Origin of the sequence: Francisella sp. LA112445 (assembly GCF_012224145.1) — a bacterium.
Lineage (GTDB): Bacteria > Pseudomonadota > Gammaproteobacteria > Francisellales > Francisellaceae > Francisella.
In genome coordinates this window covers 1,785,023-1,809,581 of sequence record NZ_CP041030.1, presented here as the reverse complement: position 1 = coordinate 1,809,581, position 24,559 = coordinate 1,785,023, and the positions used below count along the sequence as shown (strand labels likewise).

Below are 24,559 nucleotides of genomic sequence, written 5' to 3'. Positions count from 1 at the left end.
ATATTGAGATTCTGGTCGGCTACGCTCAGCAACCGAGTTCAGAATGACATATAAGTTTTGAAACATTAAAAGTTTAAAAAATTTCAAAGGAGAAATAAATATGGCTGCAAAACAAGTTTTATTTTCAGATGAAGCTCGTGCAAAAATGCTTGATGGTGTTAACACTTTAGCTAACGCTGTAAAAGTTACTTTAGGTCCTAAAGGCCGTAATGTTGTTTTAGATAAGTCATTTGGTGCGCCAACTATCACTAAAGATGGTGTATCTGTTGCAAAAGAAATCGAGCTAGAAGATAAGTTTGAGAATATGGGTGCTCAAATAGTGAAAGAAGTAGCATCAAAAACTGCTGATGTAGCTGGTGATGGTACTACTACTGCAACTGTACTTGCTCAGGCTCTACTTACAGAAGGCCTAAAAGCTGTTGCGGCTGGTATGAACCCAATGGATCTAAAAAGGGGAATCGATAAAGCTGCTGCTAAATTAGTAGAAGAGTTAAAAGTACTTTCTAAGCCTTGTTCTGATTCTAAGGCTATCGAGCAAGTTGGTACAATCTCTGCTAACTCAGATGCTACAGTAGGTAAGCTTATTGCTGAAGCTATGGCAAAAGTTGGTAAAGAAGGCGTGATCACTGTAGAAGAAGGTAAAGGCTTTGAAGATGAGCTTGATGTAGTTGAAGGTATGCAGTTCGATAGAGGTTATTTATCACCATATTTTGCTACAAACCAAGAAAATATGACTACTGATTTAGAGAGCCCATATATTTTACTTGTAGATAAGAAAATCTCTAATATCCGTGAGTTACTTCCTGTACTAGAGGGTGTTTCTAAGTCTGGTAAAGCTTTATTAATCATCGCTGAAGATGTAGAAAGCGAAGCTTTAGCTACTTTAGTTGTAAACAACATGCGTGGTGTGGTTAAAGTATGTGCTGTGAAAGCTCCTGGATTTGGTGATAGAAGAAAAGCTATGTTAGAAGATATAGCTATCTTAACTGGCGCTACAGTTATCTCTGAAGAACTAGGTATGAAGCTTGAAGAGGCTAATATGGAGCATTTAGGTACAGCTAGTAGAGTACAAGTGTCTAAAGATGATACTACAATTATTGATGGAGCTGGTGATAAAGAAGCTATCTCTAATAGAGTAACTCAAATCAAAGCAAATGTTGCAGAAGCTACTTCAGACTATGATAAAGAAAAACTACAAGAAAGATTAGCTAAGCTATCTGGTGGTGTTGCTGTGATCAAAGTTGGTGCTGTTACAGAAGCTGAGATGAAAGAGAAAAAAGACCGTGTCGATGATGCTCTACATGCTACTCGTGCAGCTGTGGAAGAAGGTATCGTTGCTGGTGGTGGTGTTGCTCTTATCAGAGCGCAAAAAGCTCTTGATGGTTTAACTGGTGATAATGATGATCAAAACCACGGTATAGCTCTACTTAGAAAAGCAATAGAAGCTCCTCTAAGACAGATCGTACAAAATGCTGGTGGCGAGTCTTCTGTAGTTGTAAATGAAGTAAAAGCTAAAGAAGGTAACCACGGTTATAATGCAGCTAATGATACTTATGGTGATATGGTTGAGATGGGTATCTTAGATCCAACTAAAGTTACTCGTTCAGCTTTACAGCATGCTGCTTCAATTGCTGGTCTAATGATCACAACAGAAGCTATGGTTGGTGAGATCAAAGAAGATGCTCCTGCTATGCCTATGGGTGGCGGCATGGGCGGTATGCCAGGCATGATGTAATCTAAAAATTATTTATATGCTAATTCTTAACATTTGATTAGCATTTCTTTGGAACTCGTAAGAGCTTTTCTCAATACTATATTTATAATTATTTTTATCTAATACCTCCAATACTTTATCTAAGTGTTTAGACCTATTTGATTCTAAATCAAGTATTGGAAATATTTTTACTTCAGATTTTGCTAATCTACACATTTCTAAAATTGATTTTATGTGGAAATCTAAATCTAGTTGCTCACTATATAAAAATAAAAAGTGAGAGCATAAGACTATATCGAAAGATTTATCTGCAAAGGAAGATAGATCTGGTAGTGTATTATATATGTATCTGCCTTCAGACTTACCACGCTCATAATCTCTAAGGAAATTATCCATAGACTTCATGCGAATATCATAGAGAGCATCTATAGACTCTATGTTTTTCCATACATATTTATCTTTATTTATTCTAAGTTGTTCCATTACTTCATTTGAAGTTTCAATAATTCGTTGTTTTATATCCTTTTCAGAAAACTTATAAGTTGGGTCTATAGAAGTAATATTTCCACCTAAACTAGTTGCTTCATAATTAAAACTTGAAGGCCCGTCACCACAACCTAAAATTTTTGACTTTAAGTCATTTTCTGAGAGTAAGAACATTTGTTTGTATTCTTCAAGGCTTCGCCCCCACGGGACAATATTTTTCAATTCCATCTAAAAATCCTCTATAAGTTAACTTTATAATTTAGCTTTATCTCATCACCAGTGATTCCTCGAAATCCCCAATTAGAGGGTTCACTTTCTATAATACAAATTTCTATATCATTAAGGGCGATCTTTAATTCTTTGTTTATATTTTTGAATAAAGATTTTATTAGATTTTTCTTTGTACTAGTTTCTCTTCCTTTCATCATCATGATTTCAATAATTATATATTGCTGAGTTTTATCATTAGGAAATATCATATTCTCTTGATCAAAAGAGATAAAACGGTGAAACTTTTTGTCTTTAGGAAAAGATAATACATCAACTATTGTGGTATGGACTATCTCGGATAGTTGCTCTTTAATTTCTTTTAGATTCTTTTCTAAGCTAAATATCTTTACTTGTGGCATTCGTATTACTTTTTATTATCAGTTTTATATATGATAGTTATTTTTCTAAATATTTAGAATATTGTTATATATTTATTTCTGATTACATATAATAAAACTTATTATTTATCTTAAAGAGTATAGTTATGGGTTCAGTTTCAACTGAAAATAAGGTTTTAGGTCTAAAAGATGTAACAATAATGGCAGTTACAGCTAACTTTGGTATTCGTTGGATACCTGTTGCTGCTTGTTTAGGCGCTTCAGCAATATTCTTCTGGATACTTGGTGCGCTAATGTTTTTCTTACCACTTGTTGTAATTGCGGTTCAACTCTCTAAAAAGCATCCTGATGAAGGTGGTATTTATTCATGGACTGTTAGAGCCTTGGGTGAAAAAGCGGGTTTTATGGTAGCTTGGCTTTATTGGGTCAATACTGTGTTTTACTATCCAGCAGTACTTATTTTCTTAGCAACGAATTTTGCATATTTTATTGGAAGGCCTGATTTGGTTAGTAATCACTATTATATTACGATTGTAGTTTTAACAGCTTTTTGGCTAGTGACAATTGTTAGTTTTTATGGGCTAAAAGCAAATAAATACCTAGTTGATATTGGTGGTGTTTTAGGTTCATTTTTACCTGCTATAGCAATTATTGTTTTAGGTTTTATTGCATATTTAATGGTAGGGCAAAGTGCAACTGATTTTTCTTTAGGGAATATCATACCTCACGATAATGTCTGGCATAATCTATCGACTTTGACAATTATTATGTTTGCAATGGCAGGTATTGAGATTATCCCAACTTTTGCAAACTCAGTAAAAGATGCTAAACGTAATTTGTATTATGGTCTGATGATTTCAGCTTTTATTTTATTAGGGTTATATATCTTAGGGACAGTTGCTTTAAATTTAGTTGCTTCACCGGATACTATAAATAGTGCCTCTGGTCTTATGCAGGCATTCGAAGTAATAGGTCAAAGATTTGGTTGGGATTGGTTTCCAAGGTTGATGGCTTTTTTACTTACATTTGCAGAGCTTGCTGCAGTAAGCATCTGGCTTTTAGCTCCAGTAGTTATGTTTTTTAAATGTACTCCTAAAGGCATACTTCCTGAATGGTTACATAAGACTAATAAACATGACTCACCTAGAAATGCCTTAATATTTATGGGAATACTTGTGACATTGATAGTTTTATTGACTAATTTCTTACCATCAGTAAATGTAATGTATCAGGCCTTGATACTTATGGCAACAGTACTTTATTTTATACCATATCTATATTTGGTAGTTGCTTATATAAAACTTAAGGATAATAGTTATAAATATATTCTAGGAGCTTTAGTTTTTATATCAACTTCGTTGGGTATTATTTTTAGTTTCCAACCACCTGGAGATTTAAAAGGATTTTATGATATTGCAATATATGAGTTTGAGCTGATTTTAGGACCTATAGTATTTATTTTGATAGGGTGGCTATTATTTAAATTTAGAAAAGTAAAGTAAGTGAATTCTTATTAATATTTCTTTAGAATTTTATCAAGAGTGTTTGTTGAAAGTATTCTTTTGAATATTGCCATAATCCAAGTAGCTTTTGTTATATAGTATCTTGGCTTAGGTTTATTAGAATTAATTATTTTCTCAACTACTTTAGCAACTGATAGCGCAGGTTCATTAAAAGGTACAGGTTTGTTTTGGCGAGCAAGTATTTTTTCATACTCATCTTTATGGGCAGAATTTTCGTAATCAACATTTTTTATAGTCTTGATAGAGTTTTCTCTAAATTTACTAGTTATAGGCCCTGTGTTTAAGCTAGTTATAAATATATTTGAACCTTCAAGCTCTAAACGCATTGTATCAGTTAGCCCTTCAATTGCATATTTACTAGCATTATAAAAACCACGATATTTCATTGAAACAAGCCCTAATACAGAACTATGTTGGATTATTTTACCATAGCCTTGTTTACGCATTATTTTCATCGCTTTTGTAGTTAGATAGTGAAGTCCAAAAACATTAGTTTCAAACTGTTCGTTTAAGAACTTCGTCTCTATATCTTCTATAGCTCCTGCTTGACCGTATCCGGCATTATTAAACACTACATCAAGAGTTCCATTAGTCTTAGTTAAAATATCATCTAGAGCATTATCTATACTTTGATAATTAGTTACATCAATTAAATAAGTTTCAAAACCCTCAGAAATTAAAGCATCGACATCTTTTTGTTTTCTTGCTGATGCGAAAACTCGGTGGCCGAGCTCTTTAAGATGAACAGCTGTAGCATATCCTATACCACAGTGAGAGCAGCCTGTTATTAAGATCGATTGTTTTCTCATGTTTGAGTTATTTATTTTATAGTGACTTGGTAACTTAGTTTAAGTTAAAGCGCTTGTCATGTAAATTATTATAGTTATTTTATTCGTAGTAAATAGTTTTATGGTTTATAATACTCGATTACTACAAATTTATAATAGAAGATTATTGTATGTTTATTATTGACGGTTGTTGTCCTCTTTTAGTTGATAGATCTAAAATACAAGACTATAGAGAAGGAGGATGTTCGATTGTAACTCCAACAGTGGGGCAAAATTATGGGTATTCTTTAACTTATGGTTATGTTAAAGAATGGTTTGACTTTGTAAACTCTAGTGAAGATCTTTTACTAATAAAAGACTTGTCAGATTTGGAAAAGCTTCAAAATAGTCAAAAATTAGGTGTGGTTTTTCACTTTCAAGGTACGGATGCTATTGAGGGAGATATTGATAATGTAACTGTTTTTAAGCAGTTAGGAGTCAATATAATGCAACTAACATATAACAAGAAAAACCTAATAGGTAGTGGATGTGAAGTTGAGCAAGACCAAGGATTGACTTCCTTAGGTTTAGATTTTATAGATAAGTGCAATAAAGAGAAAGTGATTATAGACTGTGCCCATACTGGTGAAAAAACATCACTTCAGGCCATTGAAAGATCATCATCACCTGTGATTATTTCACATGCTAATCCTTATGAGTGTCACGCAACTCATTCTTCGAGAAATGTCTCTCGTAAGCTTATTAAAGCTATAGCTGATAATGGTGGTGTGATAGGATTAACTGGATTTCCACCATTTTTAACTTCAGATAATCATCCTAGTACAGAGTGCTTCATGAAGCATCTTAACTATTTAATAGACACAGCAGGTATTGAGCATGTTTCTTTAGGTTTGGATTATTATGAAGGTATGTCTCCATATATGAGTGATGTAGAGGCAAAAGCTTTTTATGATAAAATGAAGTCAAGAGGAGATTGGTCAGATGATTATACTCCACCTCCACATTACTATCCTGAAGGTATAGAAACTCCAAAGAAAATTAAAAACTTAATACCTATTATGCAGAAGTACGGCTATAAAGATAGTGATATTGCCAAGGTTATGGGAGAGAATCTTCTAAGAATTTACAAAGAAGTATGGTAGTTTATAGTAAACTAATTTAGAAAACTACAATGAACTATTACAGGGCGCGTAAGCTTGTTAAACTGAAAAAATCTCTTGGTCAAACTAAAGGTCTTAGATTTGTAGAAGAGAAGTTACTTAAAAAGTCTTTGTGGCGTTTAAGCTATGGATCTGTTGCAAGAGCTTTAATGATAGGTTTATTTTGGATGATGATCCCGATGCCTTTTCAGATGATTCCGACAGTTATTATGTGTGTTTATCTAGGAGCAAATATACCTATAGCTATAGCTTGCGTATGGATTAGTAATCCTGTTACATGGTTACCGATATATTTTGCTAATTATATTTTTGGTAGTTTTTTACTTGGGTTAAATATTAATATAGTAGATTGGCGCTCTTATGCAACCTATGTTATGCAAAATATTGATCAGTTTTGGCGACCACTATATTTAGGTAGTATTGTCGGTGGATTAGTATTAGGGATAGTAGCTTTTTTATTGGTTTATTTAGTTAAGTTCTTGAGAAGAGGTTAACTTTTTTTTTTAATAAATTTACCAAAGAGTTTTTGCAAGAGTCCTTTTTGTTTATCATTAGGCTCTTCGATAGGAGTGAAGTTTTGTTTTTTCTTTAAAATTTTTACTTCTACTTCTTGTTCTTCTTCAGGTTGCTCAGCTTGGTCATTTAGATTTTGTACGTGATGATCTTTAATATGTACATATTGATTATCTTTAACTTCTAAGCTTTCACTTTGATATGATAACTCAAGGTCAGCTGTTTTAGGGACTTTAGATGGCTTTATAGAGAATTTATTTGGTGATATTACATATACACCGTTTTCATTCTTTTGGATAAATCCTTGTTCTACTAATCCTCTACGATATTTATAAATAGTACTTTTAGATACACCAAAGCTATCTGCTAATTTAGCAGGACTTGTGTTGTTTTCTATAGCCTTTAATATAGCTTTTTTAATATCTAACTCTTTTGAAGCGGGGATTTTCATACTATGTAGCAACTCGTCTGTATCTAAGGGGTTATTATAACTTAGCTTTTCATCTTATACAACTTGTCCAGCGGCCCAACCAGAAGCCCAAGCCCATTGAAAATTGTAACCTCCAAGCCATCCTGTAACATCAACAACTTCACCAATAAAATATAAGCCTTTGATTTTGTTGGATTCTAATGTTTTTGACGATAGTTCATCGCAACTAACACCACCTAGTGTTACCTCTGCGGTGCGATAGCCTTCAGTGGTTTGAGGATATATAATCCACTCATGTAATTTTGTATGAAGGATATTTATATCATCAAAAGATAAATCACAAGCTCTTTTATTTAGTATGCCATCATCAAAAAAAACAGCAACAAAGTTTTTAGGAAATAACTCCGATAATATGTTTTTTATAATTGATTTTGACCCTAGTGCTTTTTTTTGATTTAGAAAATCGTTGATTTGGACATTTGGTGATAGATCAATTTTTATAGATTCTCCAGTATTCCAATATGATGATATCTGTAAGATAGCTGGACCACTTAAGCCTTTATGTGTAAAAAGGATATTTTCATCAAAATGTGTTTTATCATTAGATACTCTACAAAAAATAGAAATTCCCTTTAATTGTCCAAATCTTTTTTGATCTTTTTGATTAAATATAAAAGGTACCAATCCAGCTCTTTGAGTGTTTACTTTTAGACCAAATTGCTTTGCTATTTTATAGCCAAAGCCTGTCGCTCCCATTGTCGGGATTGATAAACCACCAGTAGCAATTACAAATGAGTTACATGTATAGTCATTATCCTGTGTAGTAATATGAAATAGCTCATCTTGTTTCTTTATACTCGTTATTGATGTGTGTAGCTTTATTTGGGCATTATATTTTTTACATTCATCTAAGAGCATATTAACTATATCTTTAGCTTTATTATCACAAAAAAGTTGCCCTAAAGTTTTTTCATGAAAGGGTATTTGATAATCACTTACTAAGGATATAAAGTCCCATTGAGTATAGCGAGATAGAGCGGATTTCATGAAGTGTTGATTATCAGCTATATATCTATCAGGTGCAATATTATAGTTAGTAAAGTTGCAACGCCCACCACCAGACATCAATATTTTTTTACCAACTTTATTAGCGTGATCTAGCACAAGTACTTTGCGATTTCTTTTTGCTGCTTCGATAGCACACATAAGCCCAGCAGCGCCTGCGCCGATTATTATCACATCGAATTTACTATTTGGTATAGTCATTATAGAAAAATATACTTTATTTATAGTTATATGAAGTAAAGTATATCAGTTGTTTGAATTTTTTAGGAAAAAGAAATAAAAGAAAGGTTATTAATATCTACCTTGTTGGATCATCGCTTCAGCAACTTTTTCAAAACCAGCTAAATTAGCACCAGCAACTAGGTTATAACCAAGGTTATATTTACTACTAGCAAACTTACAAGCATGGAAAATGTTTGCCATGATTTGTTGTAGTTTAGCTTCAACTTCTTCAGCTGTCCAAGATAGACGTGCTGAGTTTTGTGACATCTCTAAACCAGAAACAGCAACACCACCTGCGTTAGCAGCTTTACCCGGAGCTAGGTTTATACCTTTTTTCATTAAGAACTCAATAGCTTCGTTAGTAGTAGGCATGTTAGAAGCTTCAACAACGTATTTAACACCAGCCTCAATAAGTTTTTTAGCATCTTCAACATCTATTTCATTTTGAGTTGCTGCAGGAATAGCGATATCAGCTTTTATACCCCAAGGCTTCTCACCTGGGTGCCAGCTAGCATCGAACTCTTTAGCATAATCTTGCATAGTTTTTTCACCATTACGGATTTTTAGCAAGAACTCGATTTTTTCTTCTGTTGTGATACCTTCAGGATCATGAACAAAACCTTTTGAACCAGAGATCGTAACAACTTTACCACCTAGTTGAGCAACTTTCTTACATACACCCCAAGCAACGTTACCATAACCAGAAGTTACTATAGTTTTACCTTCCATAGTTTCGCCATCATGCTTAAGCATTTCGTCTAAGAAGAAAACAGCACCATAACCAGTAGCTTCTGGACGAATTAAGCTTCCGCCAGACTCAAGAGATTTACCAGTTAGTACACCATTTTCAAAAGAGTTTCTTACTCTTCTATATTGACCATACATATAGCCAATCTCTCTACCACCTACACCGATATCACCAGCAGGAACATCTCTATCTGGACCAATATGACGTTGTAGCTCCATCATGAAGCTTTGGCAGAAATTCATGATTTCTTGTTCAGTTTTGCCTTTAGGGTCAAAGTCAGCACCACCTTTACCACCACCCATAGGAAGTGTAGTTAAACTGTTTTTGAAAACTTGCTCAAAACCTAAGAATTTGATAATTCCAGAATACACGCTAGGATGGAATCTAATACCACCTTTGAAAGGACCGATAGCACCGTTGAACTGGTATCTAAAACCTCTATTTACTTGAACATCACCATTTCTATCAACCCATGGGACTCTGAAAGAAATACCTCTTTCAGGTTCAACCATACGCGCTAAAATATTTTCTTCAATATATTTAGGGTTTTGTTCTAATGCTGGCTTAAGAGTAGAGAATACTTCTTTCACTGCTTGAATAAATTCTTTTTCGTGACCATCTCTTTTTTCTACCTCAGCAATTACGCTATCAATGTATTTTTGAGCATTCATTTATGCATCTCCTTTGTGATTTGAAAGTTTATGAGAATACTTATATAAAAAAATCTCTTCACATATAGTGAAAGAAATTTAACATATAACCACTCTATTTTTTTATAAGGTAATTTTTAACTTGGTTAGATCTAACTAACTAGTTGTATTAATACGATTGTATAATATTTTCTTAGTAATAAAAATCAAATAATTGAATTTTATATGTAAAAAATTTGCAAATTATACATTATTATTTAGTCTTTATTATTTGAGGTGTTTTTTGCTAGATAAAAAGTAAGTTAAATATAATTATATCTTTAGGTTTTTTTAATTAATATTAATGAATTTCGAGAGATATATTTTAGTATTGAAGTTTACTATTAATAATGTTTCAAAAAATCATTTTAAATTTAGATATTTATGAGGGCCAGAAATGATATACCAAGAGTCATTCGAGTTAATAAATCAAGCTCAACAATTGATAGTTGTGGTAACTAAGAATTGGCAAAGCATTCAGGGCAGATTATGGTTTTTTACTAAAGATAATCAAAATAATTGGTTGCCAGTTAAACTAGATATACCTATTGTGGTCGGTAAAAAGGGCTTAGCGTGGGCTGATAAAGCATTTGAAGAAATAGCTTATGCTCCGCTAAAGCAAGAGTCTGATAATAAAGCTCCAGCGGGAGTTATGAGGATCGGTAAGTCTTTTGGTTTTGAAAATAAAAAGAACAATGATAAAAATTATATTCCGGTGCAAACTGGAATAGAGTGTATCGATGATATTAATTCAAAATACTACAACCAAATTATTGATATCAATGAAGTAGGGAAAGACTGGCAATCATCTGAGAAAATGTCAGAAATACCTTTATATAAGTATGGGGTTGAAATTCAATACAATAAAAATCCTACTAAGTCTAAAAAAGGATCTTGTATTTTTATGCATACATGGAGGTCTCAAGATACTGGTACAGAGGGGTGTACTGCTATGTCAGAGACAGATATTAAAGATATTACACAATTGTTAGTTATTAATAAATCTCCAGTATTAGTACAGTTACCTCAAGATATCTACAATAAATTACAACAATCGTGGTGCTTACCAGATTTATCCTAAGGAAATTATAATGAAAGATTATATTATTTTTAATAATGAAAAGTTGTTTGACTATGTACAAAAAAAATCGCTAAAAACACCTAGTTATATCTATGATACTCAATTGTTAGAAGATACTTTTAATAGGGCAAAACAGGCGTTGAATAAAAGCTTTAAAGATGCTGAGATTCATTATGCGATAAAGGCAAATCATAATCCTAGAATTATAGATTTTGTCAAAAAGCATGATATGGGTATAGATTGTGTAAGTGGTGGTGAGATAAAAAGAGCTTTAGAGTGCGGAGTTGACCCTAGTCGTATAGTATTTGCTGGAGTAGGGAAAGCAGATTGGGAAATCAATTTAGCTATTGATTCGGATGTTTTTATTTTTAATTGTGAGTCAATAGAAGAAATAGAAGTTGTAAATGAGATTGCTAGAAATAAATCAAAGCAAGTAAATATTTGTTTGAGAATAAACCCAAATATAAATGCTCAAACACATCGCTATATTAGTACTGGAGAGTTTGATGATAAATTTGGTATTGCGTTTGTAGATATCTTTAAATGGCTAGAAAAAGATTCTGCAAATCTTAAGAATATTAACTTAGTTGGGTTACATTATCATGTAGGTTCACAAATCCTAAATCATCAAGTTTTTCAGTCTTTAGCAATTATGACAAATAAACATGTTAAACAATTACATGAAAAGGGAGTCGATATAAAACATATTAATTTTGGTGGTGGATTAGGAGTTGATTATGATAGCCCTAAAAAGAATGCTATTGCAGATTTTGAAAGTTTTTTTGAGAGCTTTGCTAACTTTTTTGAATATTGTAATGATGTGAAATTGCATTTTGAGCTAGGTCGATCATTAGTGGGTCAATCTGGAATACTCTTATCACAGGTGTTATTTAACAAAACAACCCAAGAAACAAACTTTCTTATAGTTGATGCTGGAATGACTGAGCTAATTAGACCTGCTCTTTATCAAGCGCAACATAAAATAGTAGGATTAGTGGATGATATAATTGATAGGCAACATTATCATGTTGTAGGACCTATCTGTGAATCAAGTGATGTTTTTGCTAAGCATTATTTGCTGCCTAAATTAAAAAGAGGGGATTTAATAGTTATATATTCAGCAGGAGCTTATGGTAAAGTATTGGCCAGTGAGTATAATTTAAGACCAGAAGTTAAAGAATATTTTATATAGGGTTAATATATATTATGAGTTTATCTAATAAGAAAATTTCGACTTTATCGTTAACGATGTTAAATATCTCTGCGATAATTAGCTTAAGTTCTATCGCATATATGGCAACGATTGGTCTACAGAGTATTTTCTTTTATCTAATTGCTGCAATTACATTTTTACTACCAACATCATTAATATGTGCTGAGCTTAGTAGTATGATTACACAGAATAATGGTGGGATGTTTAGTTGGGTCAAAGCCGGATTGGGTGAAAAAGCCGGTGTGCTTGCGATGTGGCTGGAGTGGTTTAATAATGTAGTGTCATTCCCTAGTTCTGTAACGGCATTAGTTGCGACTTTTGCTTATATTGGATTTCGAGGTTTTGCAGAGAATGCTCATACAAGCGTTTCCTTTTGGTTGGTAATGGTATGCGTGTTTATCGCTATAAGTTTATTTAATTGTTTACCTTTGAGAAAAGTTGTTGTTTTAAATATTATTGGTGCGGTATTTGGCATGATAATACCTGGGGTATTATTGATTTTGGGAGCAATTTACTTCTTAGCAACAGGTCAAAGTAATTTAGAGTATCATGGGGTTGAGGATATTTTACCAGCATTTTCTTTAGGAACTTATGCTTTATTAGTTAAAACTTTGTCTTCATATTCAGGTATCCAATCAGTAGCTTTTCATATGACAAATATTGATAAACCAGAGAAGAATATTCCTAAGTCAATTTTGATAGCTACTCTAATAATTGTTTCTTTAACTATTTTAACAACTGTAGGACTGGATATTATTATTCCGGTAAAAGATGTAAATGTCTTAAATGGTCTAATACAAGGTATTTCACAGGTTTTAAATATTGTTGGCTTAGGTGGTGTTAAACCCCTAATAGTTATAATGATAAGCATTGGGATGTTAGCAGCTCTAAGCACATGGGTTTTAGGTCCTGCTAGAGGTATGCAAACAGCAGCAGAACAACAGCTTTTTCCAAAAATAATGGCTGGTAAAAACAGATTTAATATGCCGGTTAATATGCTGATGATACAAGTATGTATAGTTATAGTATTATCGACAGCTTTTTTAATAATGCCATCAGTTTATGCAGCTTTTGCTTTATTGATCGCTATTACTTCACAATTTACAGTAGTTACATGGGTTATGGTATTTGTAGCAGCGATTAGGCTTAGATTTACTCAACCAGATACTCATAGAGTATTTTATGTAGGTAAGAGAAACTCTAATTGGCTATTGATAACTATGTCTTTGGTAGCAATATTTATGTGTTCTTTAGGTTTTATACTTGGGTTATTCCCACCAGGGTTTTCGCATGTTAAAGATATTTTACGCTATACTACTATTTTGATTATTGCCGATATAATAATTATCGCAATTCCACTTGTGTGGATTTGGTTACATAGAAAAAGAATTGTGTAACATTCGTAAAAGCTAGATAAAAGTATTTATTTTCCTGACTCTAATTTTAATAGAAACTCTTTCTTCTCTAACCCTCCAGTATAACCTCCTAATTTACCATTAGCATTGATTACTCTATGACAAGGTATGATTATAGGTAAGAGATTTTTGCCATTAGCATTTGCAACAGCTCTAAAAGCAGTTGGTTTGCCGATATTTATAGCTTCTTGCTGATAGCTAATAGTTTCTCCATATGGAATTTTTAGTAACTCTTGCCAGACTTGTTTTTGAAACTCTGTACCTGTTAGTTTAATTGGGATAGAGAATTTCTTTAACTTCTTACTAAAATATTGGTCTAGCTCAAACTCTGTCTTTTCTAAGATATTATTCTTTTGAAAAGTTAATCTCTCAGAATATGTTTTAAGGAGTTTTTCTATTGATTGAATTTTTGAGTCTTTTATATGGCAGCAAGTATACAAATATTTATTATCTGCTATAGCTATTATTGTTCCAATGGGAGTCGTTATTTCTTGAATAAAAAAACTATTTTTAAAGTTGTCTTTGTTTATTCTTATCAAGGAATTTTTGGGTTTATCTTCTAGCATACTTTAATTTATCTAAAGATTTTATAGTTAGATAATAATTAAGTTTATAAAGATAATCTAGCTTGTTTAAGAGGATTTTGCTTGCACGAACTTCTTGGAACATTTATATTTCTATAGGTAGGTTTAAAATATAGAGGATGTGAAAATGAAAAGTTTTTTAAATAAGATATTTGTAGGTTTCGTATCGGGCTTGATTAGTGCGATGGTGTTGTATTTTATTTTTACTTTTATTCGTCAACAGGGTATAGAGTTAAATGACCAGTTTAAGTATACACTATATAGATTAATGGTTTGGGGTGGTGTATGGGCGATACTATTTGCTTTACCCTTAACAAAAAATATCTTTTTCAAAAGTTCTATTGTGGGGTTAGCTGTTATTTTCTTTAACTTTATAGTTCTTATGCCATTGTCAGGCAAGGGTCTTTTTGCCTCAAATGCAGGTGTAGAGGTTTTTGTTATGAATATAGTGTTTAATTATTTATGGGCGCTATTAGCAGGAATTATTTATAAGACAGTTGCTGTCAGTAAATAGTTTTTCTTAATATTCCTTGTTTTTCTCTAAATAATCCTTATATCTACTAGTAGGCATAGTTATATAGATTAATTTTAATATATCTGTAGAAATACATAGATATATTTTATGAAAGTTTTAGGAGTTAAATATGGCAGATTATTATTCATTACTAGGGGTGAGTAGAGATGTCTCAGAAGCTGAATTAAAAAAAGCATACAGAAGGTTAGCAAAGAAGTATCACCCTGATGTTAATAAAGAGAAAGGCGCGGAAGATAAGTTTAAAGAAATCCAAACAGCATATGATGTTTTAGGTGATAAAGAGAAAAGAAAACTTTACGATACTTATGGGGAAAACTGGGATAAAGTTCAACAAGGCGGCTTTGGCGGCAGTCCTGGAGGAGGTTTTGGAGGTTTTTCTCAAGGCGGAGGCTCTCAGAATTTTAACTTTGAAGATTTAGGTGATATATTTGGAGACCTTTTTGGCGGTGGTGGCGGAGCTCGAGGTTTTGGTGGAGGTCAACCAAGAGCTAGAAAAGGTGAAGATATAGATATATCGTTACGCTTGAATGTCGAGGAAGCAATAAAAGGTGGTAAGAGATCAGTATCTTATAGTTATCAAGAAGCTGGGGCTAACGGTATGCCTACAATGCAACATAAGAGTGTTGATGTGAATATACCAGCAGCAATAGGTAATGGTAAAAAACTACGTGTAAAAGGTAAAGGTGGTGCAGGTGTTGGTACGAATGCTCCAGCAGGTGATCTATATATAAAAATAGAAGTAGTAGATCATAAGAACTATAAAGTTGATGGTAACGATGTTTATGAGCATATAAATATTGCACCATGGGAAGCAGCTTTAGGTACAAGCTTAGAGATTGATACCCCATATGGTAAGAAGAAAATGAAAGTCCCGGAGGGAAGTCAGTCAGGGCGTAAAATGCGTATAAAAGGTAAAGGTCTTGGTACAGGAGATTTTTATATAGTTTATGACGTTAAACTACCTCTTGCAGATACGGATGAGAAAAAAGAGTTTTATAAACAAATGCAAGACAAAATGAATTTTGATCCAAGGGCTTAATAACTGATGTTACGCACCAAACATAAATTTGAGCAAAAAGATAAAGTATCATATTCAAGGCAGGTTTTTATTAGCATAGCAGTAGCTATGGTAGTAGTTAATAATACTTTGTTGTATTAATTTATATTGGGGTTAGTATTATCCTCTTTTTTGTCTTCTTCTATTTCCAAATTCAATTATAAAATAACTTGCAAGTATCAATAAACCACCAACTATAGTGGATAAATATATTTTCTCATCATTAATTACTCTACCAAAAATAGTGGCAAAAATAGGTTCAAATGAAAATATTACAGCGACCTCTGCCATACTTAGATATTTTTGATATGTGTTTTGTAAGTAGTAGCATACAATAGTTGTAATAGAACAGAAGACCAAAGAAATTACTAAAATATAATTAAACTGTAAATACATAGAGGGGATATCCGAAATAAGAGGAATAGGTATGCCAAAAATAATTTGTAAAACTATAAGTAATCGTAAATCTTTGAAGATTTCAGTATCTTGGTTTTTTCTAGTTTCATAGCTTAGATAAACTACTGATAGAGCATAAGCTAATGCACATAGTATTGACCAAAGATATCCCATAGTGAAGTTATGAAAGCTAGCCCCAGAAAGAGCATATATACCAACTAAAGATACAAATGATGCAACTACACTATAGATGGTTAAACGATCAAGTTTAAAAATGCTACCAATAAACGGAATCATAATAACACTTAGAGCTGTAAGAAATGCAGACTCACTTGATGATACTGTATATAGGCCATGAGTTTGAAAGTAAAAACTTAAGCCTTCTAAAGATCCAAAAATGGCTCCTACCTTTAATAGGTATCTTTTATGCTTAAAGTTTGATTTTATGATGATCGGTATAAAAAGTAGCAGTGAAAGACTAAGTCTAAGTGCTACAAATAATCCTGGTGAGATATACGCTAGAGAAATTTTTATAAGAGGAAATGTTGCTCCCCAGAATATAGTAACTACAAAAAGAGCAAGCATAGCTTTTCTTTGAAGGCTCATATAGCGATAGATTTTAGAGAAAATATTGCAGATAGTTTGCAGAGGTTTTACATTAAGATCAAGTAATAAAATGTAAATATAGTTGATGATGACTTTGATTTACCGATGAGTAATCTTGTTTATTTACATTGAATAATTAAACTTGCTATAATTTAATGTTTTTGAAATTAAATAGAGAAAGGCATTTGATGAAAGAGGTCTCAATTGTAAAGCAAATAGGGGCAGTAGCTATAATAGCTGGAACTGCAGTTGGAGCTGGTATGTTAGGTATTCCTTTTGCTGTTGCCGCAGTAGGCTTTAATTATGCAGTATTGGCTCTATTCCTAGTTTGGATAATTATGTATGCAACTGCTTTATTAATTGTTGAGGCAAATATTTCTCAGCCATTAGGCACAGATATGGATTCGATTGCTAGTAATATACTAGGTAAGCCTGGCAGGGTCTTGAATTTAGTCTTCTATTTACTACTTTTATATTCATTACTTACTGCTTATATATTTATGGGTGGACAGTTATTTAATGCTTATATATTTAGCTGGATTCATTTAGAAAATATAAATTTAGCAAAAATTCTATTTTGTGTAGTTTTTGGGTTCTTTATATATAAAGGGATTAGGGTAGTTTTTAGGGTTAATGAGTTGTTTCTAAGCCTAAAGATCTTAGCATTTATTTTATTTATAGCTTTTGTTGCGCCAAGTATACGAAGCTCTCTTTTAGAAGCTGACTCGTTAGGTGAAGGATATATTTGGTTTGCAATACCTATTCTTGTTACTTCATTTGGTTTTCATATTGTTATCCCTGCTATTAGGAACTATTTTGAAAATGATAGGATTTTTAAGAGAACTATTGCAATAGGAGCACTTACACCATTGATTATTTATTTAGTATGGGTGGTTGCTACTTTAGGTACTGTTAGTTTATATGGCCATGGAGGCTTTGTTGAGCTTAGTAGGGCAGGTAAAACACTTGCAGCCGCTTATCAAAACTTGGGTCAGCATAGTTCACTAATTTTCATAAAACTATTTGAGAATTTTGCGATTATTACATCGTTTTTAGGTGTTGCGTTAGCTCTATTTTCTTTTAATAGGGATCTATATAGTATTGATGTGGCTAAAAAGTTAAAAAGAGCATTAGTTCTTGTTATAACATTAGTACCACCTTTAATATTTGCTATGTATTTCGTAAATAGCTTTATAGCAGCTTTAGGCTATGCAAGTATATTTGTCGCAGTTTTGTTAATAATCCAGCCAGCTATGATGGTTTGGGTAGTTAGATCAAAAGAAGCTAGAAATACTCTTGTTAGTAAGGTGTATTTACTGGTAATATTATCAAGTGGCGTAAGTATTATAGGATTGCAATTGTTAGTAGCCTTTGATAGATTACCACATATATAAATTTCATTAACTTTTAAATCTTTAAATTATTTCTATGAAGAAACCTAGCTTTGATATTAAAAAGAAACCTATTACAGAAGATAAATCTGCAAATTATAAATATAACAAAACATCTAGTGAAGAAAGCTTTAGCGCTGAAAAGCTAAATGAATTTTCCGAAGAGTTAGTTGAGTTATTTAAGCTTATCCAAGCTGTTAGATATGATAGAGTAAATCTACAAGAAGAGTATAATCAATATCGTCTGAAACTAAATAATGATAGAATGAATTTAGAATCTGAGATTATAAAAATAAAAAAACATTATGATTCTAAAATATCAGCTTTGCAGGAAGAGTATAATTCGGTAAAATCTAATAATATTATTGAGCTAACAAAAGTTAGAGAAAGCTAATAAATTACAAAGTTAATCGGACAGTCGCGCTTTTATTGAGTGAGGAAAGTCCGGGCTTTACAGAGCAAGATGCCAGATAACGTCTGGGAGGCGTGAGCCTACGGAAAGTGCAACAGAAAATATACCGCCTTAATTTTTTAAGGTAAGGGTGAAAAGGTGTGGTAAGAGCGCACCGCACTGGTGGTAACATTCAGTGGCATTGTAAACCCCATCTAAAGCAAGACCAAATAGCGCCACAAATGCGTTGCTCGCGCAGTGGCAGGGTAGGTCGCTTGAGTTTACTGGTGACAGTAGACCTAGATAAATGACTGTCTATTACAGAACCCGGCTTATAGATTAACTTTGTATTTTTTTATAAAAAAGTGGGTATTTATGCAAGTTATTGACTCTAAACTTTTAGATAGTGATGGTCGTATAAAAGACGAGCTCTTAATATCTGAGCTTAAAAGCTTTTATAATGGTGATAAGTTTGAAATTATAGCTGCAGCATTAGATCTTCTAAAAGCTAAAAATGCAGAGTCAGTGCGACATCCCACGGGAATCAACTCTTTTTTATATGCTATCGAAATGGCATATGTACTCTTTAGAATTAAGGCTGATGAAGAATCAGTTTCAGCTGGAATACTCTATGAGCTTTACAACTTTGGAGATCTTACTGATGAGGAAGTCCAAGAGGCGACTAATTCTACAGTTGTTAAGATCTTACAAGGTACTCGTAAGATGTCGGCTATCAGAATGTATCGTTCAGATAATATCTCTCTTGAGCAGATTGATACATTTAGAAAAATGTTATTGACGATAATAGAAGATGTTAGGATTGTATTAGTTAAAATTGTCGATAAACTATGCACGATTCGCCATCTGAAGTCTCTAAATGATAAAACTCAGCGTGTTATTGCTCGTGAAACATTAGATATATATGCTCCTTTGGCAAATAGACTTGGTTTAGGTGCTATCAAATGGGAACTTGAAGATAGGGCTTTTTTCTTTTTAGAACAAGATAAATATAAAGAAATTGCTAAAGATTTAGGAGTTACTCGTAAGCAAAGAGAAAGCTTCTTGAATGATGTGATAGCTCAACTAAAGCAAGCTCTGAAAAAATATGGTCTAGAAGATGCAATACAAGGACGAGTTAAACACATATATAGCATATATAAAAAGCTAAAAAAGAAAAGCTACAAAAGCCTTGATGATTTATATGATATTACAGCAGTAAGAGTTATAACTCACAGTATTGACGAGTGCTATAAGGTTTTAGCGGAGGTTAATGATCTTTTCTCCCCAATACCTGAAGAATTTAGCGACTACATAGCAAATCCAAAATCAAATGGTTATAAATCTATACATACTGTGGTACATTGCCAAGATCAAAATATTGAAGTTCAAATTAGAACTCATAAAATGCATGAAGAATCAGAATTAGGCTTTGCAGCGCATTGGCGTTATAAAGAGGGCGTTAAGTTTGATGCGTCATACGAGGCAAGAGTAGCGTGGTTAAGATCTCTTCTTGAGTGGGAAAAAGAGATCAATGATGATGATAGTGATATTGCTAAAGAGCTTAATAGTAGACTTTACATTTTTACTCCAGCAAATGAATTAATCGATTTGGCAGAAGGTTCTACAGTTTTAGATTTTGCATACTCTGTGCATACAATGGTTGGACATCGTACTAAAGGGGCTAAACTAAATGGTAAAATAGTACCTTTAACAACTAAGCTAAGTACAGGAGATAAAGTTGAAATCTTAACTCAAAAAGAACCAAATCCAAGTAAGGATTGGGCATCTGAGGGATTAGGATATTTGTCCTCAGCTCGTAATAGATCTAGGGTTACTAAATGGTTTAATGAGCAAAATAAAGAAGACAATATTGCTTTAGGAAAAGATAGGCTACTTAAAGAGCTTAAAGGTTATGATCTTAAAGAAATTGATTTTGTAGAAGTTGCATCTAAGTTTAATATGAAAAATAGCGATAGTTTATTTGCATCTATTGAAAATGGTAATGTAAGAGTAAACAGTATCGTTAATCATATTATTGATACATATTCAGCTGAAGAAAAGCTTATTAAAAAAAGATCAAGAATCATAACTGATAGACCAAAAGTCTCAAAAATTTTAGTTTCAGGTTTTGATGGCATGAAATATGAGTTGGCTAAATGTTGTCAACCTGTCTATCCTGATGAAATACAAGGTTATATGAGTGTTACAAAAGGTGTTGTGATACATACTTCAAACTGTCCTAATTTAAAACATTTAAAAGAGAAGAGTCCAGAGAAGTTTATACACGTAGCGTGGGAAAAAGATTAAGTTTTTTATGACGAATATACGGGCTTATGCTTTTGGTTATTTACTGACTGGGCTAACCAACCATTTCGAACAAAGAAAGTAACCTCATTAATCGAATGAATGTTCATACCATTTGAAGTTTGTCCTGCAATGCTTAGTTCAATTTGTCCTGGTGTTGGTCGTGGTATTTGCCATTGACCATTTTCAAAAGTTGCAGGTATTGTTGCTCCATTTACTATGAATATAGGTTTATCATCAGGTGAAATTTCAGGTGTAGTAACTATGGGGATATTCTCATCTTTAGTGAAAATATTAGCATCTTGCTTAGGAGATATTATTTGAACATTTAGGTCACTATTCTGATTTTCATTACCTAAAGTTTGCATATTTTTTTCAGCTAAAGTTGAACCTGAAAGTTTTTGTATATCTGATTGATTAATATTTACTTTTTTTGTTGTTGCTGCAGCTGCGGCTTTAGAGATGCTTTGTTTACCCTCTGGGTTTATAATTGTTGGCTTACCAACCTCTATAGTCTTGTAATCTATGTCACCACTTGGCTTTGTCTCTGAAAATACAACATTTCCTGTTTCTGATCTCCATGAGTAGACCAAAGTTGTTCCATTATCTGCAAAAACGGAGCCCGAATATGCTGCAAATATCAAACTAAAAATGACCTTATTAAATTTTGACATTTATTAGACTTATGTAGTAATAGCTATAGATTAAGTATATATAAAATTGTGAATAATCAAAAGTATTTGTAAATTAATTTTATCTACCGAAGACTTGTTTTATGTTAAAGTTAGTATCTTGAGATGAAGTTATAGTTTGATGATCTTTAGTACTACCTCTGACAGATATACTAACAGGTCCTGGATTAGGCCTATTAACTTTCCATACACCATTTTCAAAGTGAGCAGGATAAGGTATTCCATTTAGAATAAAAATAGGATGATCTTCAGCTGTAAGAGCTGGTTCTAATACTATCGGGAGCTTCTCACTATGAACAAATCTATTTTCACCATTTGCAGGAGAAATTATTTTAACATTCAAAACCCCATTTGACTTTTTATCATTATTAGAGATTGTATTTGTTTCTTCTTGAATGTACATATTATTCTGCTTAAGTGAAGCAAGTTGCTTCTCTGCGGGAGATTTTGAATGAATTTGATTTTTAAAGTGAACTCCAACTTCCTCATATTCTTGTTCAAAAACTGGTTCTGATTGTGAAAATACAGTACTACCATCTTTAGCTTTCCATATGTAAATGCTGTCATTTGCATAGCATATATTAGCAATCAAGTTAGCTAATATTAGTGTCAAAAAAGTTTTATAATACTTCATAATAATTGTTTAATCTAAAAAACTTTATATTTATGATTATATATGTTTTTATATTAAAATCTATGAAGTAGGTTTTTTTAAACTATCGGAGAAGTATGATTACTTTGAATTATGTTATTTATGATTGTATAGCAAATATTTGTTTATTAGCGTTTGCATTTTTAGCTCTTAAAAGCGTCAGGTTTGCTTGGATCTTAGTTTTTGCTAGTTTGATAATAAAGGTTTTTATTTACGGTAAGTATGGCTTATCAAGTTCCTTTATATTCTTATCTGCGCAGATATTTGTGGCTATCTTTGCAGGAGTTATCTGGCTTAGAGAGCCTATATATGCTCCAGCAACAAAACAAAAAAAATTAGCAGCTATAGCAGTATCGTTAGTTGTTTTACTTATATGGGTAGGGATTATGTACAAGTATGTAAATCCATTTATACTTAACTACGATATATTGTTTGGGTTTGATTATTTATGCTATATGCTATTTGTCATAGGTTCTATTTTAATAGCTCTTAGGATGTCTATAGGCTTATTATTTATTGCTGTAGTATTTATAAGTTATGCGGTAAGTTATGGTAACTCGGCAGTTATTATGAAATCAGCGCCTACAAATTTCCAAGAGTTTATTCCTTATTATTGGGTTTCAGCTATTAGTCTATTTATTGCGGGTATCTTACTTGTAGCTTCTTATACAGATGTAAAGAGAAATAAGAGTCTATAAACTATAGATATCAAATCGATTTGTTTTTCCTTTAAGCTGAGAGGAAGGCTTTCTATTATAGAGAAAATCTGCATTTATAGGTCTTTTGACAATAACTTTCTTTGTTTTTTTTGTTTCGAGAATATTTTTTAGTAGTTGAGTATTATGACTCTCATCATTAAATGCAACCTCATGTAATACTTGCATACCCTGCTTAACTTTTGCACTTTTTCTACGTGGAGGAAACATTGGATCAACATATATACAATCATAGACTTTCTCTGTAGTTAGAATATATTGATTACTATCTAGATTCAGCAAGGTAATATTTTGGGCAATATGTGAGATTGATTGAGTTTTACAAGCTCTATGTAAGGCATCACAAAGAAGTAGATATATATAGATATCTTTTTCTATAGATGTAACTAGGTGTCCTCGCGCTGCTAAAGTAAAAGTATCTCTACCTAGTCCGGCTGTTGTATCTAGAACTTTTAGCTTTTCTTTAGAGCGTCCTTCTACAGCTTGAACAACACTGCATTTTTTTGATTTTGGATCAATTCTATTAGCAATTTCATTACTATTAAAATCAATAAAAAGCTCTTGGGTTTTATTTGAGAGTTTTAGTACGCCATTTTCATAATAAAGATATTTATCCTCTTTGGATTGGGAATATTCAAAGCTGTTTTCTATAAGTTCATTAATATGGTTTATTGTTGCTTGATCAAGAGTATTTATTATCATTACTTTTTCTTTGCTCGAGGGTGTGTACTATCAAAAACATCTGCTAATTGTTGAAAGTTTAGGTGTGTGTAGATCTGTGTACTAGATATATCTGAATGACCTAATAAATCTTTTACAGCAAGTAAGTCCTTAGATGAATCTAAGACATGGCTGGCAAAAGAGTGTCTAAGCATATGTGGATGTATGTGTTTAGTAGCATATTTTTGAGCGAAGATCTCTAATCTTTTTTGGATGGATCTATTTGTAAGGTGACTTCCATTTTGAGAGATGAAAAGATAATCAGATTGAGGGTTAAAACAATCTCTAATATCAAGCCACCTTTTTAGGTTTATCAGTGTTTTAGCACCAAAGTATACAACTCTCTCTTTGTTACCTTTTCCAGTAACTCGAATACTTTTGTTTGCTATATTGATATCTTTAATTTGTATTGAAGATAATTCGTTAAGCCGTATACCACAGCTATATAGAAGGTCAAAGCTAGCAATATCTCTAGCTTCGATGTCATTACATGGTGTTATATCAAGTAAATATGCTAGCTCATCTATATTTATTGCTTTAGGAAGTTTTTTCTCTCCTTTTGGAGCTTTTATACCTAGAGTAGGGTTTTTTGTTACTATCTCATTATTTAACAAGAAGCTATAAAAACTTCTGACAGAGCTAAGTTTACGTTGTATAGTCTTACTTGAGTTTCCTTGAGCATGGAGCTTTTTTATCCATATTGAAATATCATTGTAGCCTAGGTCTGTTAAACTTTTTTCTCCTAGAGATTTGTTTAGTTGGATTAGATCTCTTTTATAGTTGTTAATAGTTTCTTTGGAGTAGTTCTTAAGATATAACAGGTTATCGAGAAAGCTGTTGATATGTTCTAAATTCGACAT

Annotated in this window: 25 protein-coding genes and 1 other RNA gene; 14 read left to right on the top strand and 12 right to left on the bottom strand. The window is 32.4% G+C overall.

Annotation, left to right across the window (positions count from 1 at the left end):
• Positions 1-100: 100 nt before the first annotated feature.
• Positions 101-1,735, top strand: coding sequence for a chaperonin GroEL (groL, locus tag FIP56_RS08765; RefSeq protein WP_192578538.1), 1,635 nt, complete (start codon positions 101-103; stop codon positions 1,733-1,735).
• A 12-nt stretch (positions 1,736-1,747) separates the two neighbouring features.
• Here the strand turns inward: groL and FIP56_RS08760 are convergent, their stop codons facing one another.
• Positions 1,748-2,428: an SAM-dependent methyltransferase gene (locus FIP56_RS08760; protein ID WP_192578537.1), complete on the bottom strand. Its 681-nt coding sequence runs from the start codon at positions 2,426-2,428 to the stop codon at positions 1,748-1,750.
• Positions 2,429-2,439: 11 nt separating this feature from the next.
• Positions 2,440-2,829 (bottom strand): tautomerase family protein, encoded by a 390-nt coding sequence (locus tag FIP56_RS08755; protein ID WP_192578536.1) that lies wholly within the window; start codon positions 2,827-2,829, stop codon positions 2,440-2,442.
• 125 nt (positions 2,830-2,954) lie between these two features.
• Between FIP56_RS08755 and FIP56_RS08750 the strand changes: the two genes are divergently transcribed.
• Positions 2,955-4,310 carry an APC family permease gene (locus FIP56_RS08750; RefSeq protein ID WP_192578535.1) on the top strand — a complete coding sequence of 452 codons (1,356 nt, stop codon included), beginning with the start codon at positions 2,955-2,957 and terminating at the stop codon, positions 4,308-4,310.
• 11 nt (positions 4,311-4,321) lie between these two features.
• Here FIP56_RS08750 and FIP56_RS08745 read toward each other — a convergent pair whose 3' ends face one another.
• Positions 4,322-5,140, bottom strand: a complete 819-nt coding sequence (locus FIP56_RS08745; RefSeq protein WP_192578534.1) for an SDR family NAD(P)-dependent oxidoreductase — start codon at positions 5,138-5,140, stop codon at positions 4,322-4,324.
• Positions 5,141-5,289: 149 nt separating this feature from the next.
• On the opposite strand from FIP56_RS08745, the gene FIP56_RS08740 reads away from it, so the two are divergent.
• Both FIP56_RS08740 and FIP56_RS08735 read left to right on the top strand, forming a co-directional pair.
• Complete coding sequence (locus FIP56_RS08740) at positions 5,290-6,261, top strand: membrane dipeptidase (RefSeq protein WP_192578533.1); 972 nt, start codon at positions 5,290-5,292, stop codon at positions 6,259-6,261.
• A gap of 29 nt (positions 6,262-6,290) precedes the next feature.
• Complete coding sequence (locus FIP56_RS08735; protein WP_192578532.1) at positions 6,291-6,773, top strand: DUF2062 domain-containing protein; 483 nt, start codon at positions 6,291-6,293, stop codon at positions 6,771-6,773.
• On the opposite strand, the gene FIP56_RS08730 is transcribed toward FIP56_RS08735, so the two are convergent.
• The 3 genes from FIP56_RS08730 to gdhA form a co-directional block, all read right to left on the bottom strand.
• Positions 6,770-7,243 (bottom strand): helix-turn-helix domain-containing protein, encoded by a 474-nt coding sequence (locus FIP56_RS08730; RefSeq protein ID WP_192578531.1) that lies wholly within the window; start codon positions 7,241-7,243, stop codon positions 6,770-6,772. The two genes, FIP56_RS08735 and FIP56_RS08730, sit on opposite strands and share 4 nt — an antisense overlap.
• A 54-nt stretch (positions 7,244-7,297) precedes the next feature.
• Positions 7,298-8,488 (bottom strand): NAD(P)/FAD-dependent oxidoreductase, encoded by a 1,191-nt coding sequence (locus tag FIP56_RS08725; RefSeq protein WP_192578530.1) that lies wholly within the window; start codon positions 8,486-8,488, stop codon positions 7,298-7,300.
• A 90-nt stretch (positions 8,489-8,578) separates the two neighbouring features.
• Entirely contained in the window at positions 8,579-9,928 is a 1,350-nt protein-coding gene (gdhA, locus tag FIP56_RS08720; RefSeq protein WP_192578529.1) for an NADP-specific glutamate dehydrogenase, read from the bottom strand.
• Between the two features lie 415 nt (positions 9,929-10,343).
• Between gdhA and FIP56_RS08715 the strand changes: the two genes are divergently transcribed.
• From FIP56_RS08715 to FIP56_RS08705, 3 genes are read left to right on the top strand one after another with little or no spacing between them, the layout of a single operon-like run.
• On the top strand, positions 10,344-11,027 hold the full coding sequence (locus tag FIP56_RS08715) for a L,D-transpeptidase family protein (RefSeq protein WP_192578528.1): 684 nt from the start codon (positions 10,344-10,346) through the stop codon (positions 11,025-11,027).
• A 10-nt stretch (positions 11,028-11,037) separates the two neighbouring features.
• Positions 11,038-12,219 carry a diaminopimelate decarboxylase gene (gene lysA, locus FIP56_RS08710; RefSeq protein WP_192578527.1) on the top strand — a complete coding sequence of 394 codons (1,182 nt, stop codon included), beginning with the start codon at positions 11,038-11,040 and terminating at the stop codon, positions 12,217-12,219.
• A 14-nt stretch (positions 12,220-12,233) separates the two neighbouring features.
• Positions 12,234-13,637 (top strand): APC family permease, encoded by a 1,404-nt coding sequence (locus FIP56_RS08705; RefSeq protein ID WP_192578526.1) that lies wholly within the window; start codon positions 12,234-12,236, stop codon positions 13,635-13,637.
• Between the two features lie 26 nt (positions 13,638-13,663).
• Here the strand turns inward: FIP56_RS08705 and FIP56_RS08700 are convergent, their stop codons facing one another.
• Positions 13,664-14,221 (bottom strand): methylated-DNA--[protein]-cysteine S-methyltransferase, encoded by a 558-nt coding sequence (locus tag FIP56_RS08700; protein WP_192578525.1) that lies wholly within the window; start codon positions 14,219-14,221, stop codon positions 13,664-13,666.
• 145 nt (positions 14,222-14,366) lie between these two features.
• On the opposite strand from FIP56_RS08700, the gene FIP56_RS08695 reads away from it, so the two are divergent.
• Both FIP56_RS08695 and FIP56_RS08690 read left to right on the top strand, forming a co-directional pair.
• On the top strand, positions 14,367-14,753 hold the full coding sequence (locus tag FIP56_RS08695; protein WP_192578524.1) for a membrane lipoprotein: 387 nt from the start codon (positions 14,367-14,369) through the stop codon (positions 14,751-14,753).
• A 130-nt stretch (positions 14,754-14,883) separates the two neighbouring features.
• Positions 14,884-15,813 carry a DnaJ C-terminal domain-containing protein gene (locus FIP56_RS08690; RefSeq protein WP_192578523.1) on the top strand — a complete coding sequence of 310 codons (930 nt, stop codon included), beginning with the start codon at positions 14,884-14,886 and terminating at the stop codon, positions 15,811-15,813.
• Between the two features lie 138 nt (positions 15,814-15,951).
• Here FIP56_RS08690 and FIP56_RS08685 read toward each other — a convergent pair whose 3' ends face one another.
• Positions 15,952-16,833: a DMT family transporter gene (locus tag FIP56_RS08685; protein WP_192578522.1), complete on the bottom strand. Its 882-nt coding sequence runs from the start codon at positions 16,831-16,833 to the stop codon at positions 15,952-15,954.
• Between the two features lie 188 nt (positions 16,834-17,021).
• Between FIP56_RS08685 and FIP56_RS08680 the strand changes: the two genes are divergently transcribed.
• The 4 genes from FIP56_RS08680 (at position 17,022) to FIP56_RS08665 (ending at position 20,922) form a co-directional block, all read left to right on the top strand.
• A complete protein-coding gene (locus tag FIP56_RS08680) occupies positions 17,022-18,227 on the top strand; it encodes an aromatic amino acid transport family protein (protein WP_192578521.1) in 1,206 nt (401 codons plus the stop codon).
• Between the two features lie 34 nt (positions 18,228-18,261).
• A complete protein-coding gene (locus FIP56_RS08675; protein WP_192578520.1) occupies positions 18,262-18,618 on the top strand; it encodes a hypothetical protein in 357 nt (118 codons plus the stop codon).
• Between the two features lie 8 nt (positions 18,619-18,626).
• Positions 18,627-18,966, top strand: an RNA gene (gene rnpB, locus FIP56_RS08670) — RNase P RNA component class A.
• 24 nt (positions 18,967-18,990) lie between these two features.
• Positions 18,991-20,922: a RelA/SpoT family protein gene (locus FIP56_RS08665; protein ID WP_192578519.1), complete on the top strand. Its 1,932-nt coding sequence runs from the start codon at positions 18,991-18,993 to the stop codon at positions 20,920-20,922.
• Between the two features lie 5 nt (positions 20,923-20,927).
• On the opposite strand, the gene FIP56_RS08660 is transcribed toward FIP56_RS08665, so the two are convergent.
• Positions 20,928-21,593: a DUF4124 domain-containing protein gene (locus FIP56_RS08660; protein WP_192578518.1), complete on the bottom strand. Its 666-nt coding sequence runs from the start codon at positions 21,591-21,593 to the stop codon at positions 20,928-20,930.
• 79 nt (positions 21,594-21,672) lie between these two features.
• The gene (locus FIP56_RS08655; protein WP_192578517.1) at positions 21,673-22,245 is read right to left on the bottom strand and encodes a DUF4124 domain-containing protein; all 573 of its coding nucleotides are present in this window, start codon (positions 22,243-22,245) and stop codon (positions 21,673-21,675) included.
• Between the two features lie 95 nt (positions 22,246-22,340).
• Here FIP56_RS08655 and FIP56_RS08650 point away from each other — a divergent pair, with 95 nt between their 5' ends.
• Positions 22,341-22,961 carry a hypothetical protein gene (locus tag FIP56_RS08650; protein ID WP_192578516.1) on the top strand — a complete coding sequence of 207 codons (621 nt, stop codon included), beginning with the start codon at positions 22,341-22,343 and terminating at the stop codon, positions 22,959-22,961.
• On the opposite strand, the gene FIP56_RS08645 is transcribed toward FIP56_RS08650, so the two are convergent.
• Both FIP56_RS08645 and xerA read right to left on the bottom strand, forming a co-directional pair.
• Complete coding sequence (locus FIP56_RS08645; protein WP_192578515.1) at positions 22,956-23,681, bottom strand: class I SAM-dependent methyltransferase; 726 nt, start codon at positions 23,679-23,681, stop codon at positions 22,956-22,958. The two genes, FIP56_RS08650 and FIP56_RS08645, sit on opposite strands and share 6 nt — an antisense overlap.
• Positions 23,681-24,559: a site-specific tyrosine recombinase/integron integrase gene (xerA, locus tag FIP56_RS08640; protein ID WP_192578514.1), complete on the bottom strand. Its 879-nt coding sequence runs from the start codon at positions 24,557-24,559 to the stop codon at positions 23,681-23,683. The genes FIP56_RS08645 and xerA overlap by 1 nt, the downstream gene beginning before the upstream one ends.